Origin of the sequence: uncultured Psychroserpens sp. (assembly GCF_947494225.1) — a bacterium.
Taxonomy (GTDB): Bacteria; Bacteroidota; Bacteroidia; order Flavobacteriales; family Flavobacteriaceae; genus Psychroserpens.
The window spans coordinates 59,770-81,188 of record NZ_CANLUG010000010.1 but is presented as its reverse complement, the minus strand read 5'-3'; the positions used below and the strand labels follow the sequence as shown (position 1 = coordinate 81,188).

The 21,419-nt window shown below is 34.3% G+C and carries 22 protein-coding genes and 1 tRNA gene; 6 read left to right on the top strand and 17 right to left on the bottom strand.

The window, feature by feature from the left end; translation table 11 throughout:
- Window positions 1-4,217, bottom strand: a 4,217-nt coding sequence (locus Q0893_RS18505; protein ID WP_299278539.1) for a M14 family zinc carboxypeptidase, incomplete at its 3' end; no start/stop codon positions are given.
- A gap of 298 nt (window positions 4,218-4,515) precedes the next feature.
- Window positions 4,516-4,589: transfer RNA gene (locus tag Q0893_RS18500), tRNA-Met, on the bottom strand.
- Window positions 4,590-4,717: 128 nt separating this feature from the next.
- On the opposite strand from Q0893_RS18500, the gene Q0893_RS18495 reads away from it, so the two are divergent.
- Together Q0893_RS18495 and Q0893_RS18490 are read left to right on the top strand one after the other, a co-directional pair.
- A complete protein-coding gene (locus tag Q0893_RS18495; RefSeq protein WP_299278535.1) occupies window positions 4,718-5,110 on the top strand; it encodes an START-like domain-containing protein in 393 nt (130 codons plus the stop codon).
- A gap of 57 nt (window positions 5,111-5,167) precedes the next feature.
- On the top strand, window positions 5,168-6,013 hold the full coding sequence (locus Q0893_RS18490) for an aminotransferase class IV (RefSeq protein ID WP_299278532.1): 846 nt from the start codon (window positions 5,168-5,170) through the stop codon (window positions 6,011-6,013).
- Here Q0893_RS18490 and Q0893_RS18485 read toward each other — a convergent pair.
- The 5 genes from Q0893_RS18485 to Q0893_RS18465 all read right to left on the bottom strand — a co-directional run bounded on the left by Q0893_RS18485 (window position 6,010) and on the right by Q0893_RS18465 (window position 10,566).
- A complete protein-coding gene (locus Q0893_RS18485; RefSeq protein WP_298904688.1) occupies window positions 6,010-6,570 on the bottom strand; it encodes a YqgE/AlgH family protein in 561 nt (186 codons plus the stop codon). The two genes, Q0893_RS18490 and Q0893_RS18485, sit on opposite strands and share 4 nt — an antisense overlap.
- Before the next feature lie 129 nt (window positions 6,571-6,699).
- Complete coding sequence (locus tag Q0893_RS18480; protein WP_091424321.1) at window positions 6,700-6,972, bottom strand: HU family DNA-binding protein; 273 nt, start codon at window positions 6,970-6,972, stop codon at window positions 6,700-6,702.
- Window positions 6,973-7,171: 199 nt separating this feature from the next.
- On the bottom strand, window positions 7,172-8,125 hold the full coding sequence (fmt, locus tag Q0893_RS18475) for a methionyl-tRNA formyltransferase (RefSeq protein ID WP_298904673.1): 954 nt from the start codon (window positions 8,123-8,125) through the stop codon (window positions 7,172-7,174).
- Window positions 8,122-10,026 (bottom strand): ATP-dependent DNA helicase RecQ, encoded by a 1,905-nt coding sequence (locus Q0893_RS18470; protein WP_298904670.1) that lies wholly within the window; start codon window positions 10,024-10,026, stop codon window positions 8,122-8,124. Before Q0893_RS18470 ends, fmt begins: the two co-directional genes overlap by 4 nt.
- Window positions 10,027-10,566, bottom strand: a complete 540-nt coding sequence (locus tag Q0893_RS18465) for an ATP-binding protein (protein WP_298904667.1) — start codon at window positions 10,564-10,566, stop codon at window positions 10,027-10,029.
- A gap of 90 nt (window positions 10,567-10,656) precedes the next feature.
- Between Q0893_RS18465 and Q0893_RS18460 the strand changes: the two genes are divergently transcribed.
- The 3 genes from Q0893_RS18460 (at window position 10,657) to murA (ending at window position 13,003) form a co-directional block, all read left to right on the top strand.
- Entirely contained in the window at window positions 10,657-10,950 is a 294-nt protein-coding gene (locus Q0893_RS18460; RefSeq protein ID WP_298904664.1) for a DUF493 domain-containing protein, read from the top strand.
- A 91-nt stretch (window positions 10,951-11,041) separates the two neighbouring features.
- On the top strand, window positions 11,042-11,677 hold the full coding sequence (locus Q0893_RS18455; protein WP_298904661.1) for a DUF4290 domain-containing protein: 636 nt from the start codon (window positions 11,042-11,044) through the stop codon (window positions 11,675-11,677).
- A gap of 9 nt (window positions 11,678-11,686) precedes the next feature.
- A complete protein-coding gene (gene murA, locus Q0893_RS18450) occupies window positions 11,687-13,003 on the top strand; it encodes a UDP-N-acetylglucosamine 1-carboxyvinyltransferase (protein WP_299278525.1) in 1,317 nt (438 codons plus the stop codon).
- Between the two features lie 54 nt (window positions 13,004-13,057).
- Here the strand turns inward: murA and Q0893_RS18445 are convergent, their stop codons facing one another.
- The 9 genes from Q0893_RS18445 to Q0893_RS18405 all read right to left on the bottom strand — a co-directional run bounded on the left by Q0893_RS18445 (window position 13,058) and on the right by Q0893_RS18405 (window position 18,548).
- The gene (locus tag Q0893_RS18445; protein ID WP_298904657.1) at window positions 13,058-13,591 is read right to left on the bottom strand and encodes a hypothetical protein; all 534 of its coding nucleotides are present in this window, start codon (window positions 13,589-13,591) and stop codon (window positions 13,058-13,060) included.
- A 5-nt stretch (window positions 13,592-13,596) separates the two neighbouring features.
- Window positions 13,597-13,917 (bottom strand): hypothetical protein, encoded by a 321-nt coding sequence (locus Q0893_RS18440; RefSeq protein ID WP_299278522.1) that lies wholly within the window; start codon window positions 13,915-13,917, stop codon window positions 13,597-13,599.
- A gap of 84 nt (window positions 13,918-14,001) precedes the next feature.
- Window positions 14,002-14,364: a nuclear transport factor 2 family protein gene (locus tag Q0893_RS18435; RefSeq protein ID WP_299278519.1), complete on the bottom strand. Its 363-nt coding sequence runs from the start codon at window positions 14,362-14,364 to the stop codon at window positions 14,002-14,004.
- Entirely contained in the window at window positions 14,361-15,056 is a 696-nt protein-coding gene (locus Q0893_RS18430) for an SGNH/GDSL hydrolase family protein (RefSeq protein WP_298904648.1), read from the bottom strand. The genes Q0893_RS18435 and Q0893_RS18430 overlap by 4 nt, the downstream gene beginning before the upstream one ends.
- 78 nt (window positions 15,057-15,134) lie before the next feature.
- Window positions 15,135-16,439 (bottom strand): deoxyribodipyrimidine photo-lyase, encoded by a 1,305-nt coding sequence (locus Q0893_RS18425; RefSeq protein ID WP_299278516.1) that lies wholly within the window; start codon window positions 16,437-16,439, stop codon window positions 15,135-15,137.
- 17 nt (window positions 16,440-16,456) lie between these two features.
- Window positions 16,457-16,924 carry an SRPBCC family protein gene (locus Q0893_RS18420; protein ID WP_299278512.1) on the bottom strand — a complete coding sequence of 156 codons (468 nt, stop codon included), beginning with the start codon at window positions 16,922-16,924 and terminating at the stop codon, window positions 16,457-16,459.
- Between the two features lies 1 nt (window position 16,925).
- Entirely contained in the window at window positions 16,926-17,387 is a 462-nt protein-coding gene (locus Q0893_RS18415) for a TspO/MBR family protein (protein WP_298904640.1), read from the bottom strand.
- Window positions 17,388-17,469: 82 nt separating this feature from the next.
- Entirely contained in the window at window positions 17,470-17,694 is a 225-nt protein-coding gene (locus Q0893_RS18410; RefSeq protein ID WP_298904638.1) for a hypothetical protein, read from the bottom strand.
- 197 nt (window positions 17,695-17,891) lie between these two features.
- Window positions 17,892-18,548 (bottom strand): MIP/aquaporin family protein, encoded by a 657-nt coding sequence (locus Q0893_RS18405; RefSeq protein WP_298904636.1) that lies wholly within the window; start codon window positions 18,546-18,548, stop codon window positions 17,892-17,894.
- A gap of 115 nt (window positions 18,549-18,663) precedes the next feature.
- Here Q0893_RS18405 and Q0893_RS18400 point away from each other — a divergent pair, with 115 nt between their 5' ends.
- Complete coding sequence (locus tag Q0893_RS18400; protein WP_298904633.1) at window positions 18,664-19,512, top strand: DUF2911 domain-containing protein; 849 nt, start codon at window positions 18,664-18,666, stop codon at window positions 19,510-19,512.
- 124 nt (window positions 19,513-19,636) lie between these two features.
- Here the strand turns inward: Q0893_RS18400 and Q0893_RS18395 are convergent, their stop codons facing one another.
- On the bottom strand, window positions 19,637-21,397 hold the full coding sequence (locus Q0893_RS18395) for a sodium:solute symporter (protein ID WP_298904631.1): 1,761 nt from the start codon (window positions 21,395-21,397) through the stop codon (window positions 19,637-19,639).
- Window positions 21,398-21,419 lie beyond the last annotated feature (22 nt).

Sequence of the window (21,419 nt, the reverse complement as noted above, 5' to 3'; positions counted from 1 at the left end):
GGTTGTGATCCAGTGACATCCCAAGAACACGTTGTATTATTAAAGGTTGCAGTCTCATAACATTCTGTTGCAGGTTCTGCTGGTTGTGATCCAGTGACTACCCATCTACAAGTTGTATAATTATAATTGGCCGATTCCCAACAGTCTAATCCGGTAGGAGCATCTTGTAATGAAACAGTTACCACTGCGACACAAGTATCAACATTCCCATTGGTGTCAGTTACGGTTAAAGTTACATTGTTAGCTCCTTCGTCAGCACAGGTAAATGCTGTTTGAGAAGCCGCAATTGATGCAATACCACAATTATCAGAAGAACCATTGTTTATATCTGCAGCTGTAATAGTTGCATTTCCGTTAACATCTAATTGTACTGCAATATTTTGACATACAGCAGATGGATCTTGGTTATCAACTACTACATTTACATTAAAAGACGCTGTATTGATATTTCCATTACCATCATTTACAGAATAACTTATAGTTGTTATTCCACTAGGAAAAACACTACCGCTATTTAAACCAGTACCATCTGTTCGAGTTGGTGTTAAACCGGTACCACAATTATCAGTAACGGTTGGGTCTGTCCAAGAAGGTTGGTTATTTCCACAGGTTAATGTGATGTTCGAAGGAACTCCTGCAAATACAGGATCTATTTGGTCAACAACAGTTACTACGGCAACACAAGTATCATCTTGACCATCTCCATCGGTTACTGTAAGTGTTACATTGACTGTTCCTATGTCGTTGCAATCAAAAGAATTAATGTTAATGCTTCGTCCAGTAATAGCAACATCATCGGTAGAACCGCCATCAATATCTGTTGGGACTATCGTTGCGTTTCCAGAATTATCTAATTGTACGGTAATATTTTGGCATACGGCATTAGGAGGTGCAGAGCCAGTGGCAACATCAGATGTAATTCCGAAGTTATCTAATGAAATATCACCTTGCCATCCTGTTGATCCGTCAGAGCTCGTTGTTGCACTAAATCTTAGTTTTATAGATTGTCCATCATATAATGACAAATCTACGTTTTGAGTTTTCCAAGCGTCTGTATGAGCATTTTGTTGTGCGCCAGATAAGGTATAATCGCCTAAAGTTGCATAATTAGCGCCATTATCAATACTAACGTCTACTGTAAGCACACCTATAAAACCACCAAACATATGGTAATCAAATGAAAGGGCAGCATTTTCTCTTCCTGTAAAATCTAAGCACGGACTTATGAGTCGAGCTATTTTACTTGGGAAATTAGGGTTAGAAGCTTCGATGAATATGAAACGACTTCCGTCTGATGCTAATGATGGTCCAGTATCAGCAGAAGGTGTTGAGTTTCCATCGCCTTCTTCTGCTTTATTGGTCCAATCGAAGTCGTCGCCCGTATCATTTGTCCATAAGCCAAATGAGTTAGCAACTTCAAAACTTTCAGAGTAAGGGAAAGAACTTATAGAACTTCCAGTACAAGGAGCAGCACTTGGTGTTGTGAAATTTTCAGAAGTTGAATATGAAGAAGCCGTAGTGCTACACCTTGTAGCGACTTGTACTTCATAGTTTGTGTTTTCTGAAAGTCCAGTAATATTATATGAATTTGTTGCAATATCTGTGATGGTATTCCATGAACCAGCCCCAATTTCTCTATATCTTACATCATATGTAGCTGAAGGGATATTATCCCATGACACTGAGGCAGAAGTAGGGGTTACCAAGTTTACAACTAGGTTTGAAGGCGCTACACTATTATCACAAGGAACCTGAAGTCCAATAATTTTAAAATCATCAATAAAAAAACCTTCTGCGTTGGCTGAATAGTTTTCAAATCTGTTATTGCCATCTGTTCTAAACCTAAATCTAAATCGAGCATTCGGAGCTTGGAATAAAGCAGCGTGGTTCGTTGCATCAATAACAACTTCTTCCATTACCCATTTGTCCATACGATCACCATCATAAACTCTACCGCTACTGTTGTTATTTTGTTGGAAAGAGTGACTTGTAGAGGTTTTATCTCCATGCTCATTGGTGGTGAAACTTGTAGCATTTGGTTTATTATAAATACCACAAAGTGAGATCCAATTGGTTCCATCAGTAGATCCTTCAAATTCAACAAAATCGAAGTTACGCTCTAAATCCCATTTTGTATAAAATTGAATAATTACTTCATCAGAAGTTGATAAATCGTGCGTATTTGTGGTAATAGATGTATTTTGGTTTGAACCATAAGACGAGATAGCATTATTACCTGTTTTTATCGCACGACTACCAGAGTATGCAGCACCTACGGCATTTGACGCAGTCCAAGTACCAGATAAATTCCAGTTTGTGGTTATTGAATTTGCATCAGGATCATCGGCTAAAATTACTGTAGGTTGATAATATTTTTCAACGTTTATATCATAAAATACATTTGTACCATCTGACAATTGCACATTATATTCAATTTTATCATTTGGTTGAATACTTCCGTTTAAAACGATTTGGGCAGTCACATTGTTTTGATCTAAAATGTTCATTCCAGTTTGAACAGGAACAGAAGCTATAGAAACAATATTGGCTGAAATAGGAGTTACAGTTAATGTAAAATTACTTGCAGTTTGTCCAATACGTTCAATACCGAAGGTTAAATTGGAAGTAAGTGTATTAATATCACTTTGGGTTAAATCGTGCAGTTTTGCATATTTACCTCCATAATAGGCATTCATTAAATTAATTCTAACTGCTCTTGCAGCAATGATTTCAATTTCAGATATACCATTGGTTTGCGTTGGATTAGGCCAGAAACCTCCTTCACTTCCAAAACTACCATGTTCAGGAGTAGACGCTAAGATATTTCTACCAGACCCTACGGACGCAGGGCTACTATCATTTGGATATGAATTATTAGCATTACTAGTTGTGTTACCGTTATCTGCAGTACCACCTAACATCCAATCATCGGCAATACCATTTGCAGGAGTGAAAATTGTTGCTCCAGATACATATCTATTAAATCTAGACATATCTTCGTGCCATTGGTGCATTTCGTCTTCTCTATTTGACACACGAGTAGGAACACCTCCATATGGATGCGGAATAGCATTAGCCGCAGAGTGATGCATCAAGCAAGTTTCAAAATTTCTAGCTAAAACGAAATCTCTTAAAATTTGTGCCTCAGGTTCAGAGAAAGGGGCAGGGCCTCTATAGGTGTCACTTGAAGGCACATCCGATGACCCACTTGAGTCTCCATCTGCTCCCCACAGGTAATCAAAATTTCTATTAACATCAACACCTCTTGTTGCGGTTGAGTTAGAGGTACTACCTGTATTTGGTCTACAGTTCTTTCTTTGGAACGTACCACCACCAGAATTTAAATGCTGATTCCAGCGCAAGCCATCAGGGTTTACAACTGGAATAAAATATAATTCATTATTGTCTACTAAATTTTTAATAGCAGGATCTGTATTGTAGTTTTCAAGAAGATACCACATGAAGTACATGTTACTCATTAAACTACTTACCTCTCTAGCATGTATCATCGATGTATACAGTATTTGAGGTTTGCTTCCTTCAGGGGAAGATTGGTCTCCAGTAATTCTCACATACCATATAGTTTTAGGGTTCCATCTGGTAGTTCCTTGTCCTGTATATGTTAATCCGTTATTAGTAATTGTACCTGATGGGTTTCCCCAGGTTGTTTGATTGGTTGGAGAGGCATCTGCCTTAGCCGAAATTAGACTGGGATAGTTAGCAAACATTTCGTCCAGTTCTGTTTCCATTTCGTCAACTGTTAAACAACCACCAAGGGATCCTTGATGATAATTAGTTGGTTTTGTCCAATCGACTTCTTCACATCCAGTATACTGTAAATAGTTATCAAGGATGGTACTTGCAATCGATCGATTACTTACACTAGGTTGATTACTTGATTTAAATTGAGCATAAGCATCATCTATTGTTATTTCGGAATGACTCCTTTCTTGATAGAATTGCGTAAGGTCTTCAACGGTAACGTTGTATTTAATTCCGGCATTATCAATTTGGTTTAATTGTTCCATTGACAATTCTAATTGAATAGTATTGTCTTTGTATACTGCTCCACATCTTAAATCAATACCAATATTTAGTAAGGTTTGTAAGGTGGTTTCAGAATTATTATTAATGATAATGCGCTTGTAAGTTTCTTGCGCAAATGAAGTTTGAACTACTAAAAATAGTAGCACAATTAAGCAGGTAATTTTTCTCATTAGTTTGGGGTTTAATGAATTTATGTCAATTAATTAGGTCGCTAATATATCAATTTATTTCAATTTTACTCCACAAAATGCAAAAAAAACCGTTGAAATGCATTTTTTTAACATTTGAAAATTATTGTGTAAGAATTAATTGACTGAAAACCAATGAATTGTTAAAATTTTAAGATTTTCAGAAATTTTAAGGTTTTTGGGGCAAATATTGAATTTTAGAGGAGAATCGTTAAACGGTAACATAACAACCGTTAGATAAGGACAAAAAAAAACCTAATGAAGACATTAGGTTTTCTTGTAGCGAGAGGGAGATTTGAACCCCCGACCTCCGGGTTATGAATCCGACGCTCTAACCAACTGAGCTACCTCGCCATTTATGAGGGTGCAAATATAAAAACAAAATTTATCTGAACAAACATAAAATGCGCAAATTATTTTTTTTGACTTTTAGTTTTAAACTCAACAATTAATGTATATATTGACAACATAATTATATACCTATGGAAGACAAAATTAAAATTGAGATGGAGTTTGTTATTCACGCTTCGCCACAACTTTTATATCAATATATATCTACACCCTCTGGATTATCGGAATGGTTTGCTGATAATGTAAACTCGAGGGGAGAATTATTTACGTTTATTTGGGACGGAAGTGAGGAAACAGCGAAATTATTGAGTAAGAAAAGCGGAGAACGCATTAAGTTTAGATGGCTAAATGATGATGAAGATGGAACTTCTTACTTTTTTGAAATACGAATTCAAGTGGATGAAATAACAAAAGATGTCTCAATTATTGTTACTGATTTTTCAGAAGAAGATGAAATTGAAGAAGTAAAAATGCTTTGGGATAATCAAATTTCAAGTTTAAAACAAGTTTTAGGTTCTGCTTAGAACTTGTGAATCATATTAGTTTTATATTTGTCTCGATTTTTAATCGAGACTTTTTTTATGATAAATCTTAGCGGTGAACTGACAGAAAATACAGAGATTATAACCCATGATAATAGAGGTTATAATTATGGGGATGCTCTTTTTGAAACGATGAAAGTTGTTCATGGTAAAATTTTGTTTTGGGAAGATCATTATTTCAGATTGATGGCTTCTATGCGTATCATGCGCATGGATATTCCTATGAATTTCACTATGGAATTTCTTGAAGCTGAAATTTTAAAGACTGTTGAAGCCAACACACTTATTAAGTCAACCGCTAGAGTTAGGTTAAATATAAATAGGGGTGTAGGAGGTAAGTATCTTCCAAAAGATGAAAAAATATCATATTACATCGTAGTTGAACCATTACAAAACGACTTTTATTTGGCATCTACGGTACAGACTTATACTGTAGACTTATATAAAGACCATTTTGTTGCCCCTGGATTATTGTCTACTTTAAAAACCAATAACAGAGTTTTAAATGTTTTAGCTAGTATTTATGCTAAGGAAAATAATTTTGATAATTGCTTGTTGTTAAACACCAATAAACATGTGATTGAAGCACTACAAGGGAATGTGTTTATGGTATCTGGCGAAACCATTAAGACTCCTCCATTAAATGATGGTTGTATAAAGGGTATTATGAGAAAACAAATTTCTGATGTGATATTGAATTCTGGAGATTATATTTTAGAGGAAGCCTCGATATCTCCTTTTGAGCTTCAAAAAGCTGATGAATTGTTTATTTCTAATGTTATTATTGGTATTCAACCAGTTTTGAAATATCGTAAAAAGGAGTATAGTACTAAAGTTTCCGAAGATATTTTGAGACGATTAAATACGAAGTTGAGATTGTCTTAGTTATAACTAGGATTTTCTGGAGCATTCGACCATAGCGAGTAATCTCCTCCAAGTTCTAACATTTTTTCCTTCCAAAATGAATCGCAACACTTTTCAATAAGTTCATTTTTATAAACATTTTCAGAAATTATCCAAGCATTAGATTCGAGTTCACTGTCTAATTGCTTAGCATCCCAGCCTGAATATCCTAGAAAAAATCTTATATCTGCTGGTGTTAGTTTATTATCGTTTAGTAGCTCTAAGACGGCATCAAAATTTCCTCCCCAAAAGACACCATGTGAAATCTCTATACTATCAGGAATTAAATTTGGAACTTGATGAATAAAATATAGGTTATCCTGTTCAACAGGGCCACCATTATGAACCTTAAATGTAGCTTCGGTTTCTGGAATCAGATCTCTTAGTGTATACTCAAGAGGTTTGTTTAAAATAAACCCAATAGATCCTTGCTCATTATAATCGGCCAATAAGATAACTGACCTATTAAAAGATAAGTCGCCAATAATAGACGGTTCGGCTATTAAAAGATGTCCTTTTTTGGGCTTTGAGCTAATCATTTTTTTCTATGATTTACGTACTAATCTAAAACATATTTTCCTAATAACCAATAATTTTCAACATAAAGGGTATCTAAAACAAAAAAGCCCACTTTAAAGTGAGCTTTTCGTAATCTATTTAAAGAAATACTAGTTTACAGCATTGCTTAAATCAGAACCAGCTTTAAACTTTACTACGTTTTTAGCTTTGATTTGTATTGTTTTACCAGTTTGAGGGTTTCTTCCTTCTCTTGCAGATCTTCTTGAAACTGACCAAGAACCAAATCCTACTAAAGAAACTCTGTTTCCTTTTTGTAAAGATCCTTCGATGTCAATTAATAATGAATCTAATGCCTTCTTAGCAGCTGCTTTAGTAATTCCAGCGTTCTCTGCCATCCCATTGATTAAATCTGTTTTGTTCATAAAATTTGTATTTTAAAATTGTTAAAAAAATAGTTGGGTTAAACGTTATCGTTAAATCCGTCTACAAATTTATACGTAAAATCAACCTACGCAAGTAATAGCAAGGGAAATACAAGGATTTGTTGATAACTTAGAGCATTTGTTAATAAAGGTTTGCATTTCATCGGATATTTTTCAAATATCAATGTATACAGGGGTTCTAGAGCATTTTGGCATTTCTCTCAAAATTGTATCCATTTAATAATGACTTAACCTCCATTTTTCGTTTTCCTGGAAGTTGTAATTCTTTAATATTTATGTAACCATCTCGTACAGCAATCTTTAATTCATCTTTACTGCTAAATAATGCTCCATTTTCATAACTATGGCTATGATGTTCCTTTTCAACTTTAAAAATTTTGACGTTTAAAGTATCCTCACCATTTATGAGTTCGCACCAAGCAGCAGGAAAAGGGTTTAAACCACGTATCTTATTATATATAGTATCAACATCTAAGTTCCAATCTACTTTACAGTTCTCTCGATTAAGTTTATAAGCTGTTTTTAAATTGGCTGTTTTTGGTTGTATCACTGTTTTTACATCTCCATTTTCTATAAGGTCTACGGTCTTTAATACAAGAGAACTTCCAATAAACATTAACTTGTCATGTAGAGATCCAACAGTCTCATCAGTTTGGATGTCAACTTCATCCTGAAGGATTATGGCTCCTGTGTCAATTTTTTCATCAATAAAAAACGTTGTTAAGCCCGTTTTAGTTTCTCCATTAATAATAGCCCAATGTATAGGAGCGGCACCACGATAGTTTGGTAAAAGAGATGCGTGCAAGTTAAAGGTTCCATAACTTGGCATATTCCAAACAACTTCAGGAAGCATTCTAAAAGCAACAACGATTTGAAGATTGGCATTTAGATCTCTTAGTTCCTTTATAAAATCTTCATTTTTAAGATTTGTAGGCTGTAATACATTTAAATTATGTGCAATGGCATACTTCTTAACCGCAGATTGGTTGAGTTTTCGTCCGCGTCCTGAAGGTTTATCTGGTGCGGTAATAACACCAACAATATTATAATTGTTATCTACAAGTGCCTTTAATGTTGCTACTGCAAAATCGGGCGTTCCCATAAATATAATTTTTAATTCTGATCTCTTCATGTGTGTTTTAATTTATATCTGTTGCCTATTGTTGTTACTATGATATCATGCTCTAATAGTAATTGTATACATGCTATAACGTCTTCTTTTTCTATTGGTAACTGCTCTGTTAACTCTCTAGAACTTAAAGGTTTTTGCTCTAATGCTTGGACAATGTGTTGTCTAGTTGTTTTAAAATTTGAATGTGTTTTAGAACTATTTCGAGATGTACAAACAGAGCATTGACCACAATCATCTTTATAGTCTTCGCCAAAGTAATTGAGTAGTTGTATGCTTTTACATACTGATGTGTTTTTGACATAATCTAATACCGAATGTACCTGAAAACGTTTAAGTTCTTGTTGTTGTTCGACAACTTTAGCAATTCTATGTATTGTTTTATCATCCTCACGAGGTTGAAGAAAAATAACTTCAGAATCGGTATTAGAAAATAAAAAATCTACGATTCCATCCTTTTGAAGTGCCTCTAAATTTCGAATGACTTCTTTTTCATCTGTGGAAGATTTATCTGCAATTAGTTTAAGGTTGATGGCAAGCTGATGTTCAAAAATACCACCATAAGTCCTCAAAATTGTTTTGACGATCGTATTATATTGAGGGCGTGTTTCTAAATAAGAAAACATTGCTGTGTTACTTACAATAAACTGAAGTTTAGTTTTATAATTAAATTGTTGCGATAGTTTAATTATGCTATTTCTATCTAAAAGTTGGAGCGTGTTAAATGCTTTCGAACTTTTAAACCCGTAGACTTTACAGAAATCACTAAAATTAAAACGATGTGTTGTTAGTTCTCCTTCGCCATAGGATATTTGAAAGTAGTTGCATAGTTTTCTATATACGAGTTTCATATCGTTGATAGACGGTAAACTATTGATGAATTGATTTTTTAAAACGTTTTCATCAGATGCGTTTGTTAATAGAATAGCATAAGCGTTTTCATTATTTCGTCCTGCGCGTCCAGCTTCTTGATAGTAGCTTTCTAGACTTTCAGGTAGGTTAATATGTATTACTGTTTTTACATCTGGTTTATCAATTCCCATACCAAAGGCAGTAGTTGCTACCATAATGTTTTTTTTGTTATTCATCCATTGGTATAATCGCTCTTGTTTATCTTTCGTTGGAATTCCGCCGTGGAAAAAAGTAGAACTAAACCCTTTTTTCTCTAAAATGTTATGAATATCAATACTCATCTTTCGGCTACGTACATAAATAATGGAAGACCCAGAATGCTCTTTTAATATACGCTCTAGGTCGTAAATTTTATCTTCACTAGATACAACTTGATAGGCTATATTTGGTCTAATGAAGGAGGCTTTAAATACCTTTGGGGATATAAAATCTAGCGCTTCCATAGTTTCCTCAATAACTTTTGGCTTAGCGGTTGCTGTTAAAGCGACTACGTTTACACTAGGTTGTAGTTGTCTTAAAAGTGTTATGTTTTTGTAAGCTGGTCTAAAGTCGTTTCCCCATTGACTGATACAATGTGCCTCGTCTACAGCAATAAGATTCACATTCATTTGCTCAATACGATGCTTTACAATGTCTTGTTGTAATCGTTCTGGAGATAAGTATAAAAACTTATAATTTCCGTAGATACAATTGTCTAGAAGAGTGTCTAATTCATTATACTTAATACCGCTTGTAATGGCCATAGCTTTAATACCTTTTTCTTTTAGGGTATTTACTTGGTCTTTCATAAGTGCTATTAACGGAGATACAACGATGCAAATGCCGTCTTTAATAAGTGCGGGAATTTGAAAGCATACAGATTTGCCACCACCAGTTGGCAAAAGAGCAAAGGTGTCGTTGTTTTCTAATATGGACTCAATAATCTCTTCTTGATATGGTCTAAACGACGTATGATTCCAATACTGTTCTAATATGTTAATGGGATGTGCCATTTAGTCATTTAAGGCGTCTAGAATAAAATCTGCACGCTGTTCTATACTTGCAAAAGGGACATCAATAAGTTCATAACCAAAACGTTGATACGTGTCTAATAAGGCATGGTGAATTTCAATGGCCTGATCGAAATTTTCATAACGTTCACTATCACTCACAAAAATCTCCTGCCAAGGAGCTAAAACAAAGACTTTATCATAAACATGCGCCTCACAAGTTTCTGTAAAGTACTTTGGATAATCACTCTTTACATAGTCCATATAGGCAAGAACATCTGGTAAACCTCTATCCAGAAATATAAGTTCTTTTTCAATGGTTTCGGCATCTAAAAATTGTTGAGTTCTTGCTTTGAGAAGCAATTCACTAAAGAGTAAAGGCTTGGTTAAGAATAGTTGTTCAATTCCCTCTCTTCTTGCATCTAAAGTCACCTGTCTTGAAACTTCTTCAAAGCAGATATGATTTCTAGATATTAATTCATTTATAATGGACGATTTCCCCGTTCCAGGTCCACCAGTTATAACAATTTTTCTCGTATTCAAATTGGCAAGGTTTTGGTTGTAAAATTAACAATAATTAGGTAAAGCAAAATGCAAAGTAAAATGTATCTTTGTTTCCGAAGAAAAAATGTTATGAGTGCACAAAAAAAATCAGAAGAATTTTACAAAAAATTAAGGAACCAATTGTACGAAACTGCAAGCTGGCCTTCAGAATATCTTTATAAGTTTATTGTACCAACAGATCCTGAGAAGATTAAGCAGATAGAAGGTTTGTTTGATAACCTAGGAGCTGTAATTAATACTAAAGAGTCTGGAAAAGGAACATATACAAGTGTATCGGTAAATTTACAGATGAAAGATCCCGATGCTGTTATCGCTAAATATAAGGAAGTAGCTGATAAAGTAGAAGGCGTTATTTCTTTATAAAAAGCGGTTTCGATAACTATTTTTTTGTATTTTGCAAGCACATGCAGATGTACTTCGAGCATGATATACAAATACTACACAAATTTATATTTTGATAGACGATTTAGAATACAACACAGAGCGTGAACATTTGATTATTCCTGAGTATGGAAGACATCTTCAGAAAATGATAAATTACGCCAAAGATTTACCAACGAAGGAAGAGCGCAATAAGGTGGCAAAATCCATTATTAATGTCATGGGAAATTTGCAGCCGCATCTAAGGGATGTGCCAGATTTTCAACATAAATTATGGGATCAGCTATTTATTATGGCCGATTTTGAATTGGATGCAGATTCACCTTATCCAAAACCTTCAAAGGAGGAGTTAAACGAAAGTCCAGAACCGTTAAGATACCCACAAAATCATCCAAAATATCGTTTCTACGGAAATAATATTAAAACAATGATTGATGTAGCCAATACATGGGAAGATGGGGAGCTAAAGGAAGCATTGGTATATACTATTGCTAACCACATGAAAAAATGCTTTTTAAACTGGAATAAAGATACCGTTGAAGACGATGTTATTTTTGAGCATTTATTTGAGCTCTCAGGAGGTCAAATCAACTTAAGGGGAAGTGATGAAGATTTATCGGACTCATCAAGTTTAATGCGAAACAAGAAGAAATATTCTAACAATAAAAAGTCGCATCATAAAAAAAATAAAAACAGAAAACGCTACTAATCATACTTCATGGCAACATTTATTATTGAAGGAGGTCACCAATTAAAAGGGAAAATCCAACCACAAGGCGCAAAAAACGAGGCATTACAAATTTTATGTGCAGTACTCTTAACTGCAGAGGAGATTCGAATTGATAATATTCCTGATATTATTGATGTTAATAAATTAATTGCTCTGTTAAAAAAGCTAGGTGTTAAAATTAATAATGTAGGAAAAGGATCTTACACTTTTAAGGCCGATGATATAAATCTTAAATATTTAGAATCTGCAGAATTCAAGGAAGATGGAAAGGGCTTAAGAGGTTCTATTATGATTGTTGGCCCATTATTAGCGCGCTTCGGAAAAGGATATATTCCTAAGCCGGGAGGAGATAAAATTGGGCGTAGACGTTTAGATACACACTTTGAAGGGTTTATTAACCTTGGTGCAAAATTTAGATATAACAAAGAAGACTATTTCTATGGTGTAGAGGCAGATAAACTAAAAGGTGCTTATATGCTTTTAGATGAAGCCTCGGTTACAGGAACAGCAAATATTGTTATGGCTGCTGTACTTGCTGAAGGGACAACCACAATTTATAATGCTGCTTGTGAGCCTTATTTACAGCAATTGTGTAAGATGCTTAATAGAATGGGCGCCAAAATAAGTGGTGTTGGTTCTAATATGTTAATCATTGAAGGTGTTGATATATTAGGAGGAACAACACATAGAATGCTTCCTGATATGATTGAAATAGGAAGTTGGATAGGATTAGCCGCAATGACTAAAAGTGAACTCACAATTACTAATGTAAGTTGGGACGATTTAGGTCAGATTCCTGATGTATTCCGAAAAATAGGAATAACGATAGAGCGTCAAGGTGATGATATCCATATTCCAGCGCATGTTAATGGTTATGAAGTCCAAAATTATATTGATGGTTCTATTTTAACCGTTGCTGATGCCCCATGGCCAGGATTTACACCAGATTTACTAAGTATTGTTTTAGTGGTGTTAACACAAGCCAGAGGAAGTGCACTGGTACATCAAAAAATGTTTGAAAGCCGATTGTTTTTTGTAGATAAACTCATTGATATGGGAGCAAAAATCATTCTTTGTGATCCGCATCGTGCTACTGTAATTGGTCACGATTTTAAATCACAACTAAAGGCAACAACAATGACTTCACCAGATATTAGAGCAGGTGTGTCTCTGTTAATTGCTGCCTTATCTGCAAGAGGTACATCAACAATTCATAATATAGAACAAATTGATAGAGGTTATGAAAATATTGACGAGCGTTTGAGAGCCATTGGAGCCAAGATAACGCGTGTTGAAGGGAATTAACCATTCAAAAATAGTATAAAAAAGCCTCAATATATTGAGGCTTTTTTTATTCAGTTATTCAAGTATATAAAAAGGATTGTGGTTTTTAATTTGATTCAAAAGTACTTCTGAAGTTTCAAGTTTTTGACCATCTTTATTGTAAAATAGCCAATCGTCTTTAGGATGACTATAATGTATTTTCTCACTCCCTGCACAGCTCGTCGCAATTTCTTTTATGCTTAAATCGTATGTCCCTACAGCTCGTAACTGTCCATTGTTATAATAGTATTTCCATTTACCAATTTTATAGTTATAAACTTGCTCACAGGGACCAGCAAAGCAACATTGTACATATAAACCAGATTTATATTGTCCTGTTTCTTTTAATTTTCCGTTTATATGATATTCGTTCCAACGACCAAATTTTCCATGAAAATCAGGTAAAAGGTCAGGATTATAAATTCCAACGCTTCTAATAGGTCCATCTCTATAATACTCAACTGCATGGTCAAATGCTACAAAAGACACATCGCTATTTTCATCTTTACAACTAACAAAACTTAAGATGAAAAGGCCTAAAAAAGAGATTGCCTTACGAGTTAAAACCATTTAGATTAATTTAAATGTTTTGCATCTGTTCCAAAAAGTATTTTCCTGAATTCAGCAGGTTTTTTGTTATTTAATAAATTCAATGGTCCTTTTGCATCTATAAGTTCTCTAAAGTGCTTTTCGCGATGATCAAATTGCATTTTGTTTTTATATGTCGTTATTAATATCAAATGAAAAGGTGCTTCTTCGCTATATACATTTTCTAAAATCTGAAAAGAATCGATATAGCCCTTTTCTATAGCTTCAATTCGAAGCACTTTCCAGTTGTTATTGTAATAGTGCATAACTTCGTCTACGTGATCATTCTGGATTTGTACAAAGTCCATACTAGACATTTTTTGTTCGTGCTGCGCGTGAATAAAGTTGATCGATAATAAGACAATTAAAATATAATATTTCATAGCTAAGTATCATCCTATTGAATAGAAAAATTGTTCGTTGGAAATCTTTCCGTCTTTCACCTCAAAAACAGCAACTTCCTGCATTTGTTGTCTCCCACGATCTTTAAAAGTAACGTCAAACATCATTTTTGTTGTGAAATGATTATCTACAACGGTTGGCTCACTAATTTCTCCACCATGCCATTCTGCAACATTGTCTAACCATGCTTTGTTTTTGTTCCAAACATTTTGTTTTCCTGAAACGATTTCATCTGGCATTCCAGGCATTTCTTTGCTCACTACATTTTCAGCATAAAGTTCATTAATACAGTCAAGGTTTTGACCTTCTCTACACATTTGTGTCCATCTTTGTGCAACGTCTTTTGTGTTCATTTTTTTTGATTTTGATTATTGATTAATTCGATTATGGTATCAAACGATTTTTTATTAGTCATCCAAGTTTTTGATGATTTAAATGAAAGATCGCTTATATTTTTATTAGGATAAATGGTGTTGAATATAGTTAATGCAGCCAAAAAACTTCCTGCTTTTGATGGGTGGAAGCCATCTACACTATATAGGTTCTCTAATGCTTTATTTGCGTCATATGTCTTCCATATAACACCCACAGGGCAAAGTAGTGCCTTGTTTTGTTTAGCAGCGAATTTGTGGTTAGCGATAACACCATCAAAGGTGTAATAATAGTTTTTGGATGGCCATACCATGAAATAGACCAATTGGCTTCCATGTTCTTCACAAAGTGCTTTAATTTTTGCGCCATCACTCAAGAGCATCTGCCTACCATCATTTTGTGAGGAAGGTCCTTGTTGAATAATGACATAGTCAAATTTCCCAGTTTTAATATACTTCTGTAATTTACCATCGTTCCAATGATCTATTAAGGCATAATTTGGATAACATAATGAAGTGGTTGTAATCGTTTCATTAAAATTTGATGCAATTTGCTCTACAATTTTTGGTAAGTCATTGGTGTAGGTTAAACTATTTCCAACAAACAAGACTTGCTTGGATTTATCTTGAGAATAAATTGATAACGACAAGAAAAGAATCCAAATAAAACGCAAAAGCATAAGACTTTATAAAAGTTAAGAACTTAAATTTAATAAAAAGAAATTATCAGATTCTTAAAAATATGTTATCATTTATTGCAACGCTAGCTTATAAGTTTTTAGACAGCGTTCTCTGGCTTCCTTGTGATTTACAATGGGACTTGGATAAGTTAATTCTTGATATTCTGGAACCCACTTTTTTATATACTCATGATCTTTATCGAATTTCTGAATTTGTGAGGTAGGATTGAAAATTCTAAAATATGGTGCAGCATCAACGCCTGAACCTGCGACCCATTGCCAATTTCCAACATTACTTGCCATCTCGTAGTCATGCAATTTTTCGGCAAAATAAGCCTCTCCCCATCTCCAATCAATTAGTAAGTGTTTACATAAAAAACTACCAACTAGCATACGCACTCGGTTATGCATAAAACCTGTTTTATTAAGTTGCCTCATACCAGCATCAACAAGTGGATAACCTGTTTTGCCCTCACACCATAATTTGAATTCATCCTCATTATTACGCCATTCTATTCTATCATATTTTGGTTTAAAGGAATGATTAACAGTGTGGGGAAAATGCCATAAGATTTGCATAAAAAACTCTCTCCAAATTAACTGTTGCCAGAAGATTTCATGGTTTTCAAGAATCGCTTTCTTTACGATGTGACGAATACTAACAGTACCAAAGCGCAGGTAAGGGCCTAAATGAGATGTTGCATCTTTGGAAGGGAAATTTCTTGTGGCCTCATAGTTTTGAATTACGTTTGGATTTACAATATAATGCGCAATGTCTTGATTTGACTTAGTGAACCCTATGTCTAATAATGTAAGGCTAGGAAAATTAGAACTTTTAATGAGGTTGTTGAGGTAGACATTAGTGTTAAAAGCGTCAAGTTTGAGAGATTTATATTGTGCTTTCCAAGTCCTCATATAGGGTGTATAAACAACGTATGGATTTCTATCTTTTTTTACCACCTCGCTTTTTTCGAAAATAACTTGATCCTTGAATGTTTTGAACTTTATGTTACTATGCGATAATATTGTCTTGACGTCATCATCACGTTGCCTAGCATATGGTTCATAATCATGATTGGAGTACACTTCTTGGATGTTATAGCTTTGAATTAACTGCTTATATATGTTTACGGGTTCACCATAAAATAGAGCAATGCCACTTCCATGTTCCTTACCAAGTGTACGATGCATATCTTGCAACGTATTAAATATAAAGGTCACTCTAGCGTCATTTTCGGGAAGATTTCTTAGTATTTCAGAATCGAAAATAAATACAGGTAAAACAGGATATTTGCCCTTTAGAGCCTCGTGAAAACCAACGTTATCATCTAGTCGTAAATCACGTCTAAACCAAAAAATACTTAGCGGTTGTTTCATAGGCAAATTGATGATTTTTACGTGTTGTAAATTCCGAATAGTTCTTCTAGTTTTTTCGCACGATAGCTAAAAATTTCTTCTAGTTTTGGTTTTACAACTATGGGGTGAACTAGCTCACCTAAAACTCCAAATGGTAATTTGTAATTAATGATGTCTTCCATTTCCACACCACCATCAATAGCTTTGATAAAGTGTTTGTGATGCCATAAAGCATAAGGTCCAAAACGCTGTTCATCAACAAAATACTTTTGATCTACAATATGAGTAATCTCGGATACCCATTTGGTTTTAATACCCAAAACAGGAGTTACTAAATATTGAATTATCTGCCCTTCATACATTGGACGATCGGCTCCAGAAATAATTTTAAAACCCATATAGTCTGGTGTTATTGTTTTTAGGTTGTTAGGGTTAGATAAAAACTCCCAAGCCATCTTAATTGAGATTGGCAAATTTTGTTTTTTATGTAGTGTGTAAATTTTCAAATTAGTTGTATAAAACGATATATAAGTTAAGGGATGTGGCTATGCATAACCAAATTAAATAAGGTAATATAAGAAGTGACTTAATTTTTAGATCCTTTATATACGTTATTAAAAACGCCAAAACTATCATAGTTAGCAATGCAATACTTATTAACGAAGCTGTTATGAATTTTTGATCAAAGAAGATGTAATTCCAGCTTACATTGAGTACAAACTGTATGATAAATAATATTAGAACTTTTCTGGTCGGTCTTTTTGAATAAAGAAAGGCCATATAGCATGAAAAACAGACCATAATAGTGGTCCAAGCGGCTCCAAATACCCAGCCATCGGGTGTCCAAGGTGCTTTTTCAAGTTGAAGATACCAAGCTCCTTGAGCTCCACCATTCATAAGCCATGAGCCAATACCTAGGGCAGAGAAATTAATAATTGCGAATATAATAAGGTACTTGAGAAACTTCACTTCTGGTTGATTTTAAAAAAATGAGCGTAATAGATTAACGTTATATACGATATCTAATACGCTCCATACTATTTACTTTGAATTAGGCAGTTAATGGTGCACCTTTAAGACGCTTTTCAACTTTCCTTTTTATCACAGTAAGACGTTTCATGATTTCCATGATATTTTGGTCTTTTTTCTGCTTGTAAATTTGATTTAAATCTAAAATTAACGCTTTAGCCTCTCGGGAAATTTTTACACGATCACTCGTTGATAACGAACGCATCTTTCTTTGTTCAAACTCTAAAGCTTTATTTATTATATCCATAGTGTTTATCGTTTAAATTAGTAATAAACTAGTCGCTTTTATTTGCAAAAACTTTCATGATTATTATAAGTAAATATACAAAACGTTTAATTTTTATTTAATATGTTTAAACAAAAAATTAACATACCACTATAGATTTTAACTATGGAATTGTTAATCTAGTCAAAATTTAAGACGGAAATAGTGTTATTTTTGAGCTAACAACAATTATCATCTTTAACGAGAGAACAGCTGGCAACCGCAAGAAAAGCTCCCACAAAAGGTGCAGTGAGGTATAGCCATAAATGCTGAAGGTTTCCAGAAACTAGGGCAGGAGCTAAAGATCTAATTGGGTTCATTGAGGCTTTAGTCATTGGACCTGCAAACATGGCTTCTAACAAAATGACACCACCAACGGCTATAGCTGCCATTGTACCAATTTCTTTACTACCTGTAGACACATTAATAATAACAACCATTAAAAAGAATGTGAGCAGCAGTTCTAGAACAAAAGCCTTGTAAGGTTCAAAGTTTTCTGCGGGAATTGTGCTGCCTAGAGTATTACTTTCTGGAAATAAAAACCAAAGCACAAAGCAAGCCAAAAAAGCGCCGATTGCTTGAGCTAAAATATATTTTGGAACCTCGTTCCATGGAAATTTTTTTGCATAGGCAAAGCCGAAAGTCACAGCCGGATTAAAATGCGCTCCAGATATTTCTCCGAAAGCATAAATCATACTCATTACTATGAGGCCCCAAGTTATGGCTACACCAACATGAGAGATACTACCGTTGGTGATTTCATTAATAGTCATGGCACCACATCCACAAAATATCATGGCGAATGTTCCTATAATTTCTGCGTAATATTTTTTCATTCTAAAGGTTTGCTAGGTACAAGCCTGTTTAATTTAAGGTTTTCTTAACAAACAAAGGCTTAGCTTGTTTGTAAATTTACGTGAATTTTAAAACTAATCATAAATACTAATACAAATGAAAAAATTATTACTAGTGTTTGCAGTGTTTGCTATGTCTTTCGCTACTTATGCACAAATTGAAACACCACAGCCAAGTCCATCTTCTAAGCTGGAACAAAAGGTTGGATTAACCGATATTACTATCGAATATTCTCGTCCTAGTGTGAAAGGAAGAACAATATTTGGTGATTTGGAGCCTTATGGAGGTATGTGGAGAACTGGAGCTAATAAGAATACAGTAATCACATTTAGTGATGATGTTACTATTGCTGGTCAAGAGGTAAAAGCTGGTTCTTATGCAATTTTCACAAAACTTAATTCTGCAAAGCAATGGGATGTTATATTTTATAACGATACCAATAATTGGGGAACACCTAGAAATTGGGATGATAGTAAAGTTGTAGCCACTGCAAAAGTAGATGTTCATGCTGTTCCTTTTAACGTAGAAACAATGACTATGGATATTAATAATATTTCGGCTACAGGTGGAACTATTGATATTATCTGGGAGAAGTCTTATGTAGGTATTCCTTTTACTGTACCAACAGATAAAACAGTTTCTGCTGCAATAGATAAAGTAATGGCTGGACCAAGTGCTAATGATTACTATGCATCTGCAGTATACTATTTAAATGCAGGGAAAGATGCTAATAAGGCTAAAAAATGGATAGATAAAGCGATGTCTATGATTGAAAAGCCAGGGTTCTGGCAAGTAAGACAGCAATCTTTAATTTATGCTGCTGCTGGTGATAAAAACGGCGCTATTAAATTGGCTAAAGAGTCTATGGCTGCTGCTAAAGAAGCTGGTAACCAAAACTATGTTAAGCAAAATATGGAATCTCTAAAAGAATGGGGAGCTATGTAATTTAGCATATTTACAATAAAAAAAAGACCTTTTGAACATGTCAAAAGGTCTTTTTTTATGCATTTAAATAAGGGTAATTTGAACTAATAATTTGTCAAGTTATTTAGTACAACCTTATCATGCTTTAGGAATTGTTTACAATGATATATCCAAAGTACATCAATATAGACATCAATCCCGTAAGTATCATTTTATTGTTTTTCGAAATTTTATTAAAATCAATTATCATGGCGATGATAATAACTAAGAAGCAACCAACAAAATTAAGCCAAAGGAATGGCAGATTTATTTGACCATATTCGTCTAATAAAAACAAACCAATAACTAAGACCTGTGTAATGAGAGCAGCTGTAAAAACAGCATTGGCTTTTACAAACTTGAAAAAGAAGGCTAAAAGGAATATTCCTAGCACATTTCCGTAGAAAATAGAACCAATAATATTAACGAGTTGAATTAAATTCTCGGCAAGATTGGCAACACAAGCCACTCCTATTGCTAAAATTCCCCACCCTAAAGTAAACCATCTTGATGCTTGCACCATTTCGGTCTCAGATTTTTCTCCAGTATTTCGTTTGTACAAATCCATAGTAGTTGTACTAGCCAGTGCATTTAATTCACTTGAAGTACTCGACATGGCTGCACTCAAAATTACCGCCAGTAACAAGCCTATGAGTCCGCGAGGAAGGTTGTTTAATATAAAGTGAATGAATACATAATCTTTATCGTTACTCTCTACTTTTACATTTTGAGATTCGCCAGCTTTAACGATTAAAGTTCTGGCATGAGCTCTTAACGTATCACTTTGGGCGTTGTAGTTTGCTATGACATCTGGATCAACTTTGCCATCAGAACTTGAAAACTCTTCAATAGCATATTTCTTCATATCAAAAACCTCTTGCTGTTGCTTTTGAATAGACTTATATTCTTCTGCAAATTCTGAGTTTAAAACCACTTCGGTTGCGGCTGGATTGAAATTTACAGGAGCCTTATTAAATTGGTAAAACACAAATACCATTACACCTACTAATAGGATAAAGAACTGCATTGGCACTTTTAACAAGCCATTAAACATCATTCCAATTTGCATCTCTTTAAGAGACTTTCCTGAGAGGTAACGTTGTACCTGACTTTGATCTGTACCGAAATAGGACAACATTAAAAATGTACCACCAATGAGCCCACTCCAAACGGTATAACGATTATTTAGATTAAAAGAAAAATCTAAAACTTCCATTTTACCACTGGCGCCAGCAATATCTAGCGCTTTCGAGAAAGTAATGTTTTCTGGTAGCTGGCTAATGATTAAAACAAAAGCAATGATCATTCCTGTAAAAATCACAATCATTTGATGCTTTTGCGTCACATTTACGGCTTTGGTTCCACCAGAAACAGTATAAATAATAACTAACACTCCAATAATAACATTCAGTAGGAGTAGGTTCCATCCTAGTACTGCCGATAAGATAATAGCAGGTGCAAAAATGGTAATACCTGCAGCCAAACCACGTTGTATTAAGAATAGTATTGCTGTAAGTGTTCTTGTTTTTAAGTCAAATCTACTTTCAAGAAACTCATAGGCTGTATAGACTTTAAGTCGATGATAAAGCGGGATAAATACCATGCAAATCACAACCATAGCAATAGGCAACCCGAAATAAAACTGTACGAATCCCATGCCATCATTAAAGGCTTGTCCTGGTGTTGACAAGAATGTAATAGCACTGGCCTGTGTTGCCATTACCGATAATCCTATAGTCCACCACTTTGATGTATTACCACCTTTTAAATAGTCCTGAACATTTTTACTCCCACGTGATTGATAGGTTCCGTAAGCAACGATGAGCAGCAATGTACTAATGAGTACGATCCAATCTAATGTTTGCATTTTTAAAAGGCTTTAGTGATGA